Origin of the sequence: Candidatus Neptunochlamydia vexilliferae (assembly GCF_015356785.1) — a bacterium.
Classification (GTDB): Bacteria; Chlamydiota; Chlamydiia; order Chlamydiales; family Simkaniaceae; genus Neptunichlamydia; species Neptunichlamydia vexilliferae.
The window spans coordinates 1-14455 of record NZ_JAAEJV010000050.1 but is presented as its reverse complement, the minus strand read 5'-3'; the positions used below and the strand labels follow the sequence as shown (position 1 = coordinate 14455).

At 46.4% G+C, this 14455-nt stretch carries 11 protein-coding genes; 6 read left to right on the top strand and 5 right to left on the bottom strand.

Translation table 11 applies throughout. From position 1 onward, the window contains the following. The first annotated feature begins 136 nt into the window (after window positions 1–136). Together nqrA and NEPTK9_RS07560 are read left to right on the top strand one after the other, a co-directional pair. Window positions 137–1423 (top strand): NADH:ubiquinone reductase (Na(+)-transporting) subunit A, encoded by a 1287-nt coding sequence (nqrA, locus tag NEPTK9_RS07565; protein WP_194848229.1) that lies wholly within the window; start codon window positions 137–139, stop codon window positions 1421–1423. A 149-nt stretch (window positions 1424–1572) separates the two neighbouring features. Then, window positions 1573–3774: a YjbH domain-containing protein gene (locus NEPTK9_RS07560; protein ID WP_194848228.1), complete on the top strand. Its 2202-nt coding sequence runs from the start codon at window positions 1573–1575 to the stop codon at window positions 3772–3774. Between the two features lie 161 nt (window positions 3775–3935). On the opposite strand, the gene NEPTK9_RS07555 is transcribed toward NEPTK9_RS07560, so the two are convergent. Continuing rightward, window positions 3936–4355 (bottom strand): FKBP-type peptidyl-prolyl cis-trans isomerase, encoded by a 420-nt coding sequence (locus tag NEPTK9_RS07555; protein ID WP_194848227.1) that lies wholly within the window; start codon window positions 4353–4355, stop codon window positions 3936–3938. Between the two features lie 153 nt (window positions 4356–4508). Continuing rightward, a complete protein-coding gene (gene hemB / locus NEPTK9_RS07550; protein WP_228547085.1) occupies window positions 4509–5483 on the bottom strand; it encodes a porphobilinogen synthase in 975 nt (324 codons plus the stop codon). A gap of 89 nt (window positions 5484–5572) precedes the next feature. On the opposite strand from hemB, the gene NEPTK9_RS07545 reads away from it, so the two are divergent. From NEPTK9_RS07545 to uvrB, 4 genes are read left to right on the top strand one after another with little or no spacing between them, the layout of a single operon-like run. Continuing rightward, the gene (locus tag NEPTK9_RS07545; protein WP_194848225.1) at window positions 5573–7204 is read left to right on the top strand and encodes an FAD-dependent thymidylate synthase; all 1632 of its coding nucleotides are present in this window, start codon (window positions 5573–5575) and stop codon (window positions 7202–7204) included. Further along, window positions 7201–8415 carry an amino acid permease gene (locus tag NEPTK9_RS07540; RefSeq protein ID WP_194848224.1) on the top strand — a complete coding sequence of 405 codons (1215 nt, stop codon included), beginning with the start codon at window positions 7201–7203 and terminating at the stop codon, window positions 8413–8415. The genes NEPTK9_RS07545 and NEPTK9_RS07540 overlap by 4 nt, the downstream gene beginning before the upstream one ends. Then, window positions 8412–9581 carry an amino acid permease gene (locus NEPTK9_RS07535; RefSeq protein WP_194848223.1) on the top strand — a complete coding sequence of 390 codons (1170 nt, stop codon included), beginning with the start codon at window positions 8412–8414 and terminating at the stop codon, window positions 9579–9581. The genes NEPTK9_RS07540 and NEPTK9_RS07535 overlap by 4 nt, the downstream gene beginning before the upstream one ends. Then, window positions 9569–11563 carry an excinuclease ABC subunit UvrB gene (gene uvrB, locus NEPTK9_RS07530; protein WP_194848222.1) on the top strand — a complete coding sequence of 665 codons (1995 nt, stop codon included), beginning with the start codon at window positions 9569–9571 and terminating at the stop codon, window positions 11561–11563. The genes NEPTK9_RS07535 and uvrB overlap by 13 nt, the downstream gene beginning before the upstream one ends. Window positions 11564–11733: 170 nt before the next feature. Here uvrB and NEPTK9_RS07525 read toward each other — a convergent pair whose 3' ends face one another. Genes NEPTK9_RS07525 through NEPTK9_RS07515 form a run of 3 tightly spaced genes read right to left on the bottom strand, consistent with a single transcriptional unit; the run spans window position 11734 to window position 14290 of the window. Further along, the gene (locus NEPTK9_RS07525; RefSeq protein ID WP_194848221.1) at window positions 11734–12612 is read right to left on the bottom strand and encodes a glycosyltransferase family 2 protein; all 879 of its coding nucleotides are present in this window, start codon (window positions 12610–12612) and stop codon (window positions 11734–11736) included. A gap of 2 nt (window positions 12613–12614) precedes the next feature. Next, window positions 12615–13646 carry a zinc-binding dehydrogenase gene (locus NEPTK9_RS07520; RefSeq protein WP_194848220.1) on the bottom strand — a complete coding sequence of 344 codons (1032 nt, stop codon included), beginning with the start codon at window positions 13644–13646 and terminating at the stop codon, window positions 12615–12617. Beyond that, entirely contained in the window at window positions 13643–14290 is a 648-nt protein-coding gene (locus tag NEPTK9_RS07515; protein WP_194848219.1) for a class I SAM-dependent methyltransferase, read from the bottom strand. Before NEPTK9_RS07515 ends, NEPTK9_RS07520 begins: the two co-directional genes overlap by 4 nt. Between the last annotated feature and the right edge of the window lie 165 nt (window positions 14291–14455).

Sequence of the window (14455 nt, the reverse complement as noted above, 5' to 3'; positions counted from 1 at the left end):
CTTTCTGCCCTTACCTTTTAATAGTTTGCGAAAACAAAATTTTATAAAAACTGCAAATTAATCACAATCAAGGGCTTAAAATTTTAGCGGGAATTGCTGGAATTTTTATTCCCACGTTCGCTATGATGGAAAACATATGGAGATCAAGATCAAAAATGGGCTAGACATCCCCCTTTTAGGGAATCCTTCTGGAGAGGTAAAAAAACTTCCTCTTCCTGAAACGGTTGCCCTTGACCTCAGCCCCTTTGAACCCCTTTCCTTTTCTTTGCTTAAAAAAGGAGGGGAAGAGGTGAAGGTAGGAGAACCATTAGCCCAAAATAAAAAGTGTTCCGAGCAAGTTTTTCTCTCTCCTGGATCGGGGAAAGTGAAGGAGATTATTCGAGGTGCCAAAAGAAGAATTCTCTCGATTGTCATTGAGACCGATGGAAAACAAACCCCGTTTCAGCTTGATAAGGTAGAAGAACTTTTCTCCCATATTCGAATGCGCCCCTGTATGCGAGTCGCACGTCCTGACTGTAAACCCGAAGCAATTTTTGTGAAGGCCATAGAGTCAGCTCCCTTTGCGCCCCCACCAGAATTGGAGGTGGAGGGGCATGAAGAAGCCTTTGCTGCTGGACTTAAACTCTTGAGCGAGTTTGCACCCGTTCACCTTGTCCATAGAGAAGGGACAACCTGCGCTCCTTTTATCGATGCCAAAAATGTAGAGGTGCACTCTGCTGAAGGGCCCCATCCGGTTGGCAACCCCTCGGTCCATATTGCTGCAATCCATCCCATTTTAAAACGAGAACAAGTGGTTTGGAGCTTGACCGTTTCCGATATCATTACAATAGGGATGTGGATAGTCCAAAAAACATACTACCATGAGCGGGTTATTAGCGTTGCTGGCGAAGGAATCGGAGAAAATGAGCGCGGTTTTTTCCGCGTAAACCGGGGCTTTCCTATTAGAAAGCTTATCAAAGAAAGTGAAGGGCTTCGGCTTATTTCAGGAGATCCTCTCAATGGAACAACGGTTTCTCCTGAAGGCTTTTTAGGTTTTTACGATACTGTTTTTTGCGCCCTTCCAGAACCTGCACCAAAAAGAGAGTTTCTCCACTTTTTGAAGCTAAAACGGAAAGGATATACAGCAGGAAAAGGGTATTTTCTTAAAGAAAAAGCCCCAAAATTTTCTACCCGTCAAAGGGGAGAGGAAAGAGCCTTTGTCGATGGATCCATTTACGATAAGGTGATGCCCCTTCCCATTCAAACCATGCTTCTTGTTAAAGCGCTCATCACCGAGCAGTATGAAAAAGGAGAAGCTCTAGGTCTTTTAGAAGTCTTGCCAGAAGACTTTGCCCTCCCTTCTTTTATCTGTCCCTCAAAAATTGAAATGGGGGAGATTGTTAGAGAGGGGCTTAATGCCTATTCTGAGCAGTACTACAATTAAAATAATTTCTTTGTCTTGATTTTTTCTCAAATAATTGCGAAATTAATTTACTTTTTGACACACAAAGTGACGATTTGTTTATTAAGGCGCGATTTTTTCTCTTTTTCCTGGCTTTACCGCTTTTTGCTATACCCATTTCGGCTCAAGATTTGGGAGTTTGCCAAAGGCAGCGCTCCAGATTTAGCTCCATCGAAGCAGTCCCCTATCCAGGAGATAGGGGCGATGCAGAGGGGGGTAAATCTGAAGGTGCTGGCGCAGGGAAAACCGAAATCTTGAGTCGAAATGGGTATAAGGAGGAGGTCTCTCAGCTATTTAGAGATCTAAGTTTGGTTAATGAAGTGAACCAAGAGATCAATGATCGTCTTCCTTATCACTATAACTATTCCCTTATGGGAGGCTACTTCTTGATGCCTTCCGCCCGGATGAACACGGTTGGAACGGCAGCGATTGGATTTGCCTATGTTCCTCCCTATCGCAACTATGCAGCGACGATTCAAGCTTTAGAGCGTTTAGAGTTTGGCATCAACTATACGACTTATATGGGGATTCCCGACCCGGTGATGGGGGATATGGGTTTTGGTGACTTTACAGATCGAGGGGCTAATGTAAAGCTAGGCGTTCTCCAAAAATCAGATGGGTTTCCTCACTTTCCTGAAATCTCTGTGGGTTGGGAAGATTTTTATGGAACGAAACGGTTTCATGCCTTTTATGTCGTTGCAACAAAGGAGTTTTTGGATTACAACTTTGAAGCAACCGTGGGATGGGGAAAAGGACGGATCAAAGGATTTTTCGGTGGAGCGGCATGGACCCCATTTCGAAAAAGTAAGATTCCTGGGATCAATCGACTTACTCTCCTTGCTGAGTGGGATGCGACCGATTATGAATATCATGCTTTCGAACATCCCGATGCAAGAAGGGTGAAGTCTCGTTTAAATATAGGGCTTTCCACCTCCCTTTTTGATGTTTTTCAGATCAATGTTAGCTCACTGCGAGGGGAAAAAATTGCCGCTTCCGCTTCCCTCAATTACAACTTAGGAGATACCAAAGGATTTTTTCCGAAGATTGATGATCCTCCGATCTACCAGGCGCCGATTGATACAGAGCCCCTCGGTTATTTGCGTAGTGAACGGGAACTTGCGCAAGAACTTGCCGTGGCATTTTCCGAGCAAGGGCTGAACTTGTATCGCATCTACTTAACGAAAAATTCTCTTTGGATGAAGATCATGAACATCCGCTACCGGGAGGAAAGAGAATTAAAAGAGCGGATCGATCATGTTTTGGCAGCCCTTCTTCCTTCAAACATCGAGTCGGTTACCGTTGTCATCGAAGCCAACGGAATTTCTACGCACGAATATTTCTTTCGAGAAGTTGATCTTGCCCGCTTAAGAGAAGGGACGGTGGGCGATTTTGAATTCCAAACCTTAACCCCCATGCGAGAACCGACCTCGCCCCCTAACCCTTATGAGGGGAGTTTGCTTTATCACCGCAGTAAAGCCATCTGGACCTTCACCGTCCGTCCCCGCCTTCTCACCTTTTTTGGAAGTGCAACCGGAAAGTTTAAGTATAGCGCAGGGGTGGTTGCGGGACCAGAAGGATACCTCTTCGATCAGTTCTATTATAAAATTCAAGCGGCCTACAATGTGAAGTCGAGCATGTCCGATGTGGGAGATAGGGATAAGCTCAACCCTTCCCAACTCCTTAATGTTCGCTCCGATAGTATCAAATACTTTCAAACCAATTCGGTTGCCCTTGAAGAGGCCTACATTCAACGGGGTTTTTATCTCAGCAAAGGGTGGTATGGACGGGTTTCCACCGGATACTTCGAACCTGCCTACGGAGGGGTTGCTGCCGAACTCCTCTACTACCCTGTTGGGTCAAACTGGGCCGTTGGATTTGCAGGGGCGGGGGTCTTAAAACGGAAGTTTTATGGTCTAGGGTTTACAACAAAAATCCGAAAATTTGATGGTTTTACACCCGAATTTGTCCACTTTATCGGCTACCAATACTTCCTCGATCTCTATTACAATGTAAAGCCGCTTTACATCGACTTGAAGGCAAGCATCGGAAAGTTTTTGGCTCGTGATGTAGGGGCTCGCTTTGAGGTATCCCGCTGGTTTTCAAGTGGTTTCCGTTTTGGCGTTTGGTATACGTTGATGAATGCCCACGACACTGTCAATGGGAGTCGCTATAGAGATAAGGGAATTGCTTTCGAAATTCCCTTGGATTTCTTCATGAAAAAGAGTAGCCGGACGATGGTTCCTTATGCCCTATCGGTCTGGCTCCGTGACCAGGGGGTGCGGGCGCTTACTGGGAAGCGCCTTTACCCTACCCTCCGCGAAGAGCGCAATTAGCGCTCTGTCAACTCTAAGAATTGGGATATCTTGATTTATCTTTTTCCGGCTGGCTTCGTGTTCGATCTCACAAACTTATAAAAGTTTAGATTCGATCTCCACACTTTGCCAGCCGAAAAAATCTCAACCAATCTATCCTCAATTTTAGGGTTGACAGAGCACTAGGAAATATCGAGTACCTTCACATCGAAGTTAAGCGTTTTTCCTGCAAGGGGATGGTTGAGGTCAAGCACCACCTGCCCTCCACCTAAGCTGTCAACCCGGATAAGCATCTCTCCAAACTGCTCATCAGCAACGACAAGAAGAGCTCCCTCAAAGCGGAGATCCTCAGGGATCAGCTTTGCATCAACCTTCTTATAAGCGTGTGGGTTTATATCCCCGTATGCATGCTCTGGAGCCAGAGTCACTTGCTTCGAATCACCCACTTCAAGCCCTCGAAGTGCTTCTTCTAGAGCTGGTAAGATTTGTTGTGACCCAAAAAGAAAAATTAGGGGATCCTTCCCCACGTTGCTGTCGATCGGAGTATTGTCGTCTGCAAAGACACTATACTCAATCGCCACTTGCTTTCCATTTTCAATCATGGCTTTCCCCCTTTGCGGTACATGCTGATGAGCACGCACCATTTTCATCTATCCCTTACTTAATGCTGACACATATTTTTAATTTAGTAAACCTAAGATTTGGGAGGCAGCATAAGTAAAAATGAAGTCGGCACTTAATGCTGACACATATTTTTAATTTAGTAAACCTAAGATTTGGGAGGCAGCATAAGTAAAAATGAAGTCGGCGCCTGCCCGTTTGATAGAGGTAAGGGACTCGAAAAGAGTCGATTGGGCATCGAGATATCCTTTTTCATGGGCCGCCATGATCATCGCATACTCTCCGCTAACTTGGTAAGCGCCAACGGGGAGAGATGTTTTTTCTTTGAGCTTTACAATGACATCTAGATAAGGGAGGGCTGGCTTTACCATCACCATATCAGCCCCTTCTTCTTCATCTAGAAGGAGTTCCCGTACCGCTTCACGGCGGTTGGAAGGATCCATTTGGTAGGTTTTTTTATCTCCAAAGGTCAAAGAAGTTTTTAGGGCATTTCGAAAAGGACCATAAAAAGACGAGGCATACTTTACGGTATATGAGAGAATCGAGGTTTGATCAAGTCCCTGATTATCAAGTGTTTTTCGGATGGCTCCGATGCGCCCATCCATCATGTCGCTGGGGGCAACGATGTCACATCCTGCTTGGGCGTAGGAGGTTGCCTGTTTGACAAGGGCATCGACTGTGGCATCGTTAAGAATATCTCCCCGATCGTTAACGATTCCATCGTGGCCGTGGGAGGTGAAGGGGTCGAGAGCGATGTCGCTGATGATGCAGAGAGATGGAATTTCTTTTTTTAAGCATTCGATGGCGCGTACGACTAAGGAGTTAGGGTTCCATGCTTCACTTCCTTCGTGATCTTTTAAGGAAGGATCGATGACGGGGAAGAGGGCAATGGCGGGAACCCCTTGGGCATGGAGGGGTTCGGCTTCCTTAACAAGGAGATCGATCGAGAGGCGATCGATTCCTGGCAGGGCTTCAATGGAGTCTCTTTTTTGGGTCCCCTCCATAATAAAGAAGGGGGCAATCAGGTCACTTGCGTTCAAAGTGGTTTCCTGAACAAGGGAGCGAACTGCGGGTGATTTCCGATTCCGCCTAGGTCGTTTCGTTTGCATTAACAACATATTTTAAGACTTTATGCGATCAGCAATTGTTTGAAAAGAGAGAAAACGGTACACTTCTTAGACGAACAAGGAGCAAGTCCATGCTGAATGACTACGAACAATTTACTGAATCGCAACTGAAGGTGATTAAACGATATGTGACGAATACCTCTCGCCATATCTTTTGTCTTAGAAATTTGCCCGAGGTGATCAAAGGGGCGCTTTTCTCCAGATACTCCCGATCAAGTTTGGGACTGCGCTCTCTTTTACTCAAAGAGTTTATCCAAAATGAAGAGACTTCGTTTGCATCGATTTCGGGACAGACAGAGGAAACGGAAGAAGGAGAGCACGAAGACCAAAGTATCGCCATTAAGAAGGCGCAAAACTTTTATGACCGAATTCTGGATGGTTATGGAGATGATTCGATTGGAGAACTTGGGGGTGCCCACCTCGCCATTGAAAATGTGTCGATGATCGCAGCCAAAGTCATTGAAGATTCCCGTATTGGGGGATCTCCTTTAGAGAAATCAACGCGCTACATCTACTTCGATCAAAAGTATGAAGGGGAGTACCTCTTCTATCGAGAGCCGATCCTTATGACGTCAGCCTATCGCGACCGTTACATCCAAGCCTGTAACCATCTTTTTGAAACGTACGGAAAGCTTATTCCTCCTTTGACGGAGAAGATGGAGCAAAGTTTCCCGAAAGAGCCAGACACTCCTAAGGTCGCCTATACAGCAGCCCTTCGCGCTAAAGTTCTCGATTGTTTGCGAGGCCTCCTTCCCGCAAGTGCACTAACCAACATGGGGGTTTATGGAAATGGCCGCTTCTTTGAAGGTCTTGTTCAAAAACTCAACTGCCATAGCTTAAATGAGCTTCAAGAGATTGCGCGTACTTCTCACCAAGAACTATCTAAAGTGATCCCTTCTTTTGTGCGCCGTGCAGATTTAAGCCATAAACATCAAAATACCTACGCAACATTTACCGAAAAGGTAGATGCCGAGCTGAACCTGATGAAGCAGCAGTACACGGCATCGGTAAAGCCTCTAACGCAACCGATGGTTCGCCTGGTTAATTTCGATAAGGAAAGCCCTCATAAAGTTGCGGCTGCTCTTCTCTTTAGCCAGTCAGACTGTGGGTTAATGGAGCTTCAGGAGATGTGCTGCAGACTTCCCGCAGAAGATCGGGGGCGGATTTTAGAGGCAGCATCAGCCTTCCGGCAAAATAGACGGCACAAGTCACCTCGAGCTCTTGAACATGCCGAATTTACCTTTGAAATCGTTGCCGATTATGGGATTTACCGTGACTTACAGCGCCACCGGACCCTCACTCAGGAAAGACAACTTCTTACGTGCAACCTTGGGTATTATGTTCCCAAAGAAATCCTCGGCACCGAAATGGAAGGGGCTTATTGTGAAGCGATCGATCAGGCTAAAGAGGTTTACGACGAAATTGCAAGAGAGCTTCCTGAAGAAGCGCAATATGTGGTTCCCATGGCCTACAACATCCATTGGTACTTCCACATCAACCTTCGGGCCCTTCAGTGGATGTGTGAGCTGCGCTCGTCACCTGCGGGTCACCCGATGTACCGCTATGTGGCGCAAGAAATGGCGAAACAGGTTTCCCATACTTTCCCTGAGTTTGAGCGATTCTTCAAGTTTGTCGACTATGAAGGGTATGAGATGGGCCGCTTAGGGCAGGAAATCCGAACTGCAGGGAAAATGAAACGATGACCCGAAAACCTGGAAGTGTTTTTGGTGGGACCCTCTTAATTACGGGGAGCTGCATCGGGGCCGGCATGCTAGGCCTCCCCATTTTGACGGGAATTCCTGGTTTCTTTCCCTCTTCGATCATGTTTTTCATCGCCTGGCTTTTTATGTTAACAACCGCCCTTCTCATGGTAGAGATCCAAGGGTGGTTTAATAAACCAGTGAACCTGATTTCGATGGTTGAGCATACCCTCGGCCCCATCGGAAAAGTGCTTTGCTGGCTCCTTTATCTTTTCCTCTTTTATGCGCTTCTTGTTGCCTACATGTCACTCAGCGGCAACCACACCTCTCTCTTTGTAGACCGGACCTTTCACTTACCCCTATCGAATTGGACAGGCTCGCTCTTTTTTGTGATTGTGTTTGGGTGGATGGTTTACTTAGGTGCAAAACCGGTCGACCACCTGAATCGCTATTTGATGATTGGAAAAATTCTTTCCTTTGTCCTTCTTGTAATGCTAGGCGCTCAATATATCGCACCGCGCCTTTTGATACATTGGCAGCCCAAATATGCCCTTTTCACCTTTCCGATCCTAATCATCTCCTTCGGGTTCCATAATATGATCCCTGTTCTAATGAAATATATGGGTGGTGATCGGGTTCGTGTTCGGAAAACGATCTATGCTGGGTCGCTTTTTACCTTTGCTATTTACCTCATCTGGGAAGTTGTCACTCTAGGAATCCTTCCTTATACCGACATTCTTCACAGCTATAAAATCGACATCGATGCGGCGCAAGCGATCCGTACCTATCTTGGCTCTACGCTCATTGGCTACTCTGTTCAAAGTCTTGCCTTTTTTGCGATCCTAACCTCCTTTTTAGCCCAGGCGCTGAGCCTCACTAACTTTTTAAGCGATGGCTTTAAGATCAAACATACCCACCGTGAAAACATTGGGATGTGCCTCCTTGCTCTTATTCCCCCTCTTATCCTTTCGATTCTCTATCCCGAAATCTTTTTCCAGGCGATTAACTTTGCCGGTGGTATCTGCGCTGTTGTCCTTTTTGGAATTTTCCCTGTTTTGATGGCCTGGATTGGGCGATACCAAAAGAAAAACCTCCTTCCCGACCGGGTCCCTGGTGGTCGCCTTCTCCTGATTGCCCTCCTCCTCATCGCCACCTTCATTTTTTTCGACGAGGCCACCACGATGCTTAACTTCAACCTATTCCCTAAACCATGAGACTTAACCATTTTATAGGAGGGATCCTCCTCGTTGCTGGAACCACCATCGGAGCAGGGATGCTTGCCCTTCCCGTCATGTCCTCCTTTGTTGGTTTTTTTCCTTCGGTTGTCATCTTCTTTATATGCTGGTTTGTCATGCTCCTCTCCGCTTTTTTCTTTCTCGATGCCAATTTTGCTGTGAAAGGAGAGGTGAACCTCATCTCCATTGTGGGAAAAACACTTGGAGGATGGGGAAAAGGGCTCAGCTGGGTGGTTTACCTCCTCCTTCTCTACTCCCTTACCGCTGCTTACATTGCAGCAAGCGCTCCTCTCTTTACTGCAGCGATCCAGTCCGTGGCAGGTTATACCCTTCCCTCTTGGCTTGGCCCCTTTTGTTTGCCCGCCCTCTTTGGCTTTTTTGTCTACTTAGGAACACTGGGTGTCGATGTCATTAATCGGATACTGATGTTCGGCCTCGTTATCTCCTATTTTTTACTCGTTGGATTTTTGCCTGAGCATATCGAAGGACATTTTTTGATGGAGATGAACTGGAAGCCCATCTGGATGGTCTTTCCTGTTGTAGTCACTTCTTTTGGCTACCACATCATCATCCCTAGCTTGACGACCTACATGAACCATGATCGGAAACACCTCCGCGTCACCCTTATTGTGGGGAGTCTTCTTCCCCTCATTATCTATCTCTTATGGCAGGTAATGGTCCTAGGAGCGGTTCCTTTAGAAGACCTAAGGAAAGCGTGGGCAGGGGGAGAAGCAGCAACGGTCCCTTTAACCCAGATTGTAAAAAGCAAAGCGGTGGCTATCGGGGCCCGGTTCTTTTCCTTCTTTGCGATTGTCACCTCCTTTTTAGGAGTGACCTTGAGCCTTTCTGATTTTTTAACCGATGGACTGAAGATTAAAAAAAGTTGGGGAGGAAAACTCCTTGCTTGTCTTCTGACTTTTGTCCCTCCCCTTATTTTTGTCCTCACTTATCAGCGGGGATTTATCGTTGCTCTCGAATATGCTGGAGTCTTTGTTGCCATCCTTCTGATTTTCCTCCCTGCAATGATGGCTTGGAGGCTTAAGTCGCCCAAGTTTTACTCCACCTTTTGGGGAAGATGTGTTTTAACCTTTGCGATCCTTTTTGCTTTGTTTATCATTGTGTGTGAGTTTGTATGTTTCAATTAGAGTCGGAGTTTCAGCCTCAAGGGGATCAACCCGAAGCGATTGACCGCTTAACCGAAGGTGTAAAGCTAGGAAAACGGTCCCAAGTGCTTCTTGGGATTACCGGATCGGGGAAAACCTTTACGATGGCCAACGTCATTGCAAATACGGGAAAGCCTTCCCTTATCCTAGCCCATAACAAAACCCTTGCTGCCCAGCTTTACCAAGAGTTTAAGACCCTTTTTCCCAATAACGCCGTTGAGTACTTTGTTTCCTACTACGACTACTACCAACCCGAAGCCTACATCGCCCGGACCGACACCTACATCGAAAAAGATCTTTCCATTAACGACCGCATTGAAAAACTCCGCCTCCGGGCAACCTGCTCCCTCCTTGAACGGGATGATGTGATTATTGTCTCTTCCGTTTCCTGTATCTATGGCTTGGGAATGCCCGAATACTTCCGTGAGATGAAACTCTCTCTTAATGTAGGGGAGTCCTACCGGCGCGATGAAGTCCTCCTTCACCTGATCGAACTTCAATATACCCGCAACGATTATGAGCTCACCCGCTCCCACTTCCGCGTTCGCGGCGATATCTTAGAAATCGTCCCCGCCTACGAAGATGACCTGGGTTACCGGATCGAGTTTTTTGGTGACGAGCTCGAACGGATCAGCGAAATCGATCCCCTGACGGGAAAAGTCAAACGGAGGGTGAAGGGACTTTCGATCTACCCGGGCTCTCACCACGTCACCCCCGAAGAAGCACGGCTCACCGCTATGGAAACCATTAAAGCAGAGCTCAAAGAGCGTTCCACCCACTTTTCCAATGAAAACCTCCTTGTCGAGCAGCAACGGATCGAGCAACGGACCCGTTACGACCTCGAAATGATCAAAGAAATCGGTTACTGCAAAGGGGTAGAAAACTACTCCCGCCATTTTTCCGCCCGTAACCCTGGAGAGCCTCCCTCATGCCTTCTCGACTATTTCCCCAGCGACTTCCTCCTCTTTATCGATGAGTCTCACCAAACCCTTCCCCAAGTCCGCGCCATGTATAATGGAGACCGTGCGCGAAAAAAGGCGCTGATCGACTTTGGTTTTCGTCTCCCCTCCGCCTACGATAACCGACCCCTCAAGTTCGAAGAGTTTTATAATCATATCCACCAAGTGGTCTATGTGTCTGCCACCCCTAGCCCCTGGGAGATCAACGAAGCTCAAGGGGATGTGATCCAGCAGATTATCCGCCCGACGGGTCTCCTTGACCCCACCATTGAAGTGCGTCCTGCAACCAACCAAGTGGACGATTGCCTCGATGAAATCCGGATCGAAACCGAAAAAGGGGGGCGGGTTCTTGTCACCACCCTCACCAAAAAACTCTCTGAAGACCTCTCTAAGTATCTTAAGGAAATCGGGGTCAAAGCCAAATATCTTCACTCTGACATCGACACCTTAGAACGGGTGCAGATTATCAAGGACCTCCGTAAGGGAGTGTTTGATGTTCTCGTTGGCATTAACCTCCTGCGGGAGGGACTAGATATTCCTGAAGTTTCCCTGGTTGCCATCCTTGATGCTGACAAGGAAGGTTTCTTACGGAGTGAAACCTCCCTCATCCAAACCTGTGGTCGCGCTGCTCGTAACAGCGAAGGGCGTGTGATTATGTATGCAGACAAAGAGACACAGTCGATCCAAAGTACTCTCCGTATCACTGCTGAAAGACGGAAGATTCAGGAAGAACACAACCGTGCTCATGGAATTACCCCTAAAACGGTTAGAAAAGAGCTTGCGGAAGATCTTTCCGAAGCCTTCCACGAGTACAAGGCTGCAGAAGGGGAAAAGGAGGATAAACCAACGCCCCTTGACCCCAAAGAAATTCGAGACCGTATGGCTGCATGTGAAAAAGAGATGAAGCAAGCGGCCAAAGAGCTTCGTTTCGAAGATGCAGCCCGTTTCCGCGATCTCATGACCTACTATAAAGATCTCCAAATGCTTGAAGACAACCCGATGTAAGGGTCCGCCAAGGGATAAATGCTACAATTTGACTGGCTGTGACTTTGCCAAATTAAGCTTCTTCGTCGCCCTTCCCTATTGGGAATGATGCTCCTCATTCAGCTCAATTTTGCTGCGTCTCGCTGAGTCAAACTGTAGCGTTTATACCTTGGCGGACCCTAAATCGGGATTTACATCTTTCCTTTTCGGAGAAAACTCCAGTGAAACTGACATTTTTTTAGGAAGGCACGAGGGAAGTAGGAACGATATTCGGGATGTTTTGCTAAGAAAAGGACCATTCGGACTCCGGCATGAGCAAGGAGCCCTGTTTTTTTAACGAGCTTTTCCCACTCGGGGCCTGTCTCTTTGATTTCTTCCATCAAAGCGTGAAACATCTCTTCTTGCTTTGGAGAAGCTTTTAGTTTTTTTGAGTAGGACTCATCATGGAGGCGGAAAGCAGCAAAGTAATGGGGGAGATAAGCAGCACCATACTTGAGCGCAATTTGGCAATTGAGATACCAATCACTCAGGCTCAGAAGTTTTGGATTAAGCCCACCAAATTCGAGAAGGTGCTTGCGTCGGAAAATGGCACAAGTGGTATGGATAAAGTAGGTTGTTTTCTTGAAAATTTTTGGAAGGGTTTGCGCATCAAAACTACGAGGTTTATTTCCTAGGGGCATTCTTTGAGGAATCAGCTGGTCCGATGCGGTATTTTTAAAATGGCAGGTTTTTCCCGAACACAGACCAATTTCAGGATGATTGTTAAGGAATGTGATCGCTTTTTCAAAAAATCCGGGAAGAATAATATCATCGGCAGAACAAAATGCGATATACTCAGAATTTGACTCTTGAATTCCTCGGTTCATTGTTTCAATAGGACCGAGGTTCTTGGGGTTTTGCAGTAAGGTGATTTGAGGAAAGTGCTTAATGACTTCTATGCTATTATCGGTTGAAGCATCATCGATGAATAAGATTTCCGTTGCACAGCAAGATTGAGAGGTGATAGCTCCTAAAGACTCCGAAAGGTACTTTGCGTGATTATAGTTAGGCATGATGACAGAAAGTGTCATAACTAAAACCTAACGAGGGTGCGTGCGGTCTTTCCTTGGTCGAGTAGGTCGACAAGAGTGTTGATGTCATCCAGTGTTGATTCATGGGAAATCAACTTTGCAAGGGGGTGGTTCCCAGGAAAAAAGGACTTCAAGAAGTAAGGAATATCCCGGTCTGGCTTTACACGTCCTCCCCAAGTGCCGATCAGTCGCTTTCCTTTAATAAAATTGAAAGGATCACATTCGATTTTGGTATCTTTCGGAACATTTCCAGCAAGAACACAGAGGCCAGTCTGATCTTTAACCGATTGGAATGCTAGTTCCATGACTCCCTTTTTACCAACGGCTTCAACAGCAAAATCGACCCCTTTCCCTTCGGTTAGGGTTTGGATATTATTCAGGGTGTCTCCATTAAAGAGGAGGGTATCTGTTGCTCCAAGCTCTTGTGCAAGCTTGAGCTTAGCAGGCTCTAAGTCGATGGCGATAATCTGCTTGGCTCCTTTAGCACTTGCGGCAAGAAGGGAGCTGAGTCCAATCCCACCTAGTCCGAAAATTGCGACTGTACTATTGGGCTTTATATCCAGCTCGTTGTGGACAATCCCTGCCCCTGTAGGAATGGCGCAGCCAAATAAAGAGGCTTCTTTGAGAGGGATTTCAGATCCAATGGGGATTAACCGATTTTCAGCAATGACCGCATACTCAAGGAACGTGCTAATCGGTCCCGAGTTGACCTTTAGATCTCCTGAAGTGTAGACCGTCCCTTTCGCATCGATTCCTTCTCCCTTGATCCAGGTTAAGATGACAGGCTGATCTTTTTTTACTTTTGTAACTCCCGGTCCTAGATCGACAACAATGCCTGATCCCTCATGACCTAGCGTATGAGGAAGATAATGGTCAGGCCCCTTGAGCCCTTTAATTTCATTCAGTTGAGAGCGGCAAATGCCACTATACTTCACCTGAACAAGGACTTGCCCTTCTTGAAGCGTGGGGATTTCAAGATCCATCATTTCAAGAGGGGCCCCACACTTTACGAGAACTGCTGCACAGGATTTCATGATTTTTTCTTACACCCCAGTACTATAATATATTGAGCAAAAGGGGAGTAACCAGCGTTAATAAGCTCGTCAGAAGTAGAGAACGTAAAGACACATTCGAAATACTTTTTTACCTCTCCTTCTAGCTCTTTGTGGGTTTGGTCTGCTGTATTCGGAGAACCAATAATGGTAAGCCCTTCAGGAAGAAGTATGTCTGCCATATTTGGTAGGGACTCTAGGGCTTTATCTGAGTCAAGGCAAATGGTTGCATCCCATTTTTCTTCGCTCAAGGAATCTATTGTTTGAAATGCAACAAAAGGCTCTTTAAAGTTAGATTGTGCTTGGGTGATTGCTTCTTGATCAGAGTCAACTCCTTTCGAAAACCCACACTCTTTACCGACTAAGAATGTTCCTAGTCCTTCCCCACAGCTCAGATCAAGAATCCGTTTGTCCTTGCCAATAAGTTTAGCCGCAAACTTGTAATAAGATAGCAGGTCAAGAAGTTGCTCAGGGGTTTTATAGAAACATTCAGAGGTTTTTGGGCCTAGAGATATATCGGGGACCTCCTGCATGAGGGTGTCTGCAACACAGGCCCAGTTAGACTTTGTCTCCTTCATCAAAATATCGATGCGGATACCCCTTCCTTTAGGGAGGGGAGGAAGCATCGCTCCTTTTTAGATTGTTTAATTTGTAGCCATGGTTTAAAATAGCTTGTATGAAACGAACCATTTCTCTTAAGTTGACCCTTTCTGATAAAGATTTTGAGACCCTTTTGGAAACGCAAAAGTGTTTCAGCCGAGGCTGTAATGCAATTGCTCTTCAAGCTAAAG

What these genes read in the sequence shown, in the direction of transcription:
- nqrA (WP_194848229.1), top strand. Translation starts at nt 137, where the DNA reads ATGGAGATCAAGATCAAAAATGGGCTAGACATCCCCCTTTTAGGGAAT.
- NEPTK9_RS07555 (WP_194848227.1), bottom strand. Translation starts at nt 4,355, where the DNA reads ATGATTGAAAATGGAAAGCAAGTGGCGATTGAGTATAGTGTCTTTGCA.
- hemB (WP_228547085.1), bottom strand. Translation starts at nt 5,483, where the DNA reads ATGCAAACGAAACGACCTAGGCGGAATCGGAAATCACCCGCAGTTCGC.
- NEPTK9_RS07545 (WP_194848225.1), top strand. Translation starts at nt 5,573, where the DNA reads ATGCTGAATGACTACGAACAATTTACTGAATCGCAACTGAAGGTGATT.
- NEPTK9_RS07540 (WP_194848224.1), top strand. Translation starts at nt 7,201, where the DNA reads ATGACCCGAAAACCTGGAAGTGTTTTTGGTGGGACCCTCTTAATTACG.
- NEPTK9_RS07535 (WP_194848223.1), top strand. Translation starts at nt 8,412, where the DNA reads ATGAGACTTAACCATTTTATAGGAGGGATCCTCCTCGTTGCTGGAACC.
- uvrB (WP_194848222.1), top strand. Translation starts at nt 9,569, where the DNA reads ATGTTTCAATTAGAGTCGGAGTTTCAGCCTCAAGGGGATCAACCCGAA.
- NEPTK9_RS07525 (WP_194848221.1), bottom strand. Translation starts at nt 12,612, where the DNA reads ATGACACTTTCTGTCATCATGCCTAACTATAATCACGCAAAGTACCTT.
- NEPTK9_RS07520 (WP_194848220.1), bottom strand. Translation starts at nt 13,646, where the DNA reads ATGAAATCCTGTGCAGCAGTTCTCGTAAAGTGTGGGGCCCCTCTTGAA.
- NEPTK9_RS07515 (WP_194848219.1), bottom strand. Translation starts at nt 14,290, where the DNA reads ATGCTTCCTCCCCTCCCTAAAGGAAGGGGTATCCGCATCGATATTTTG.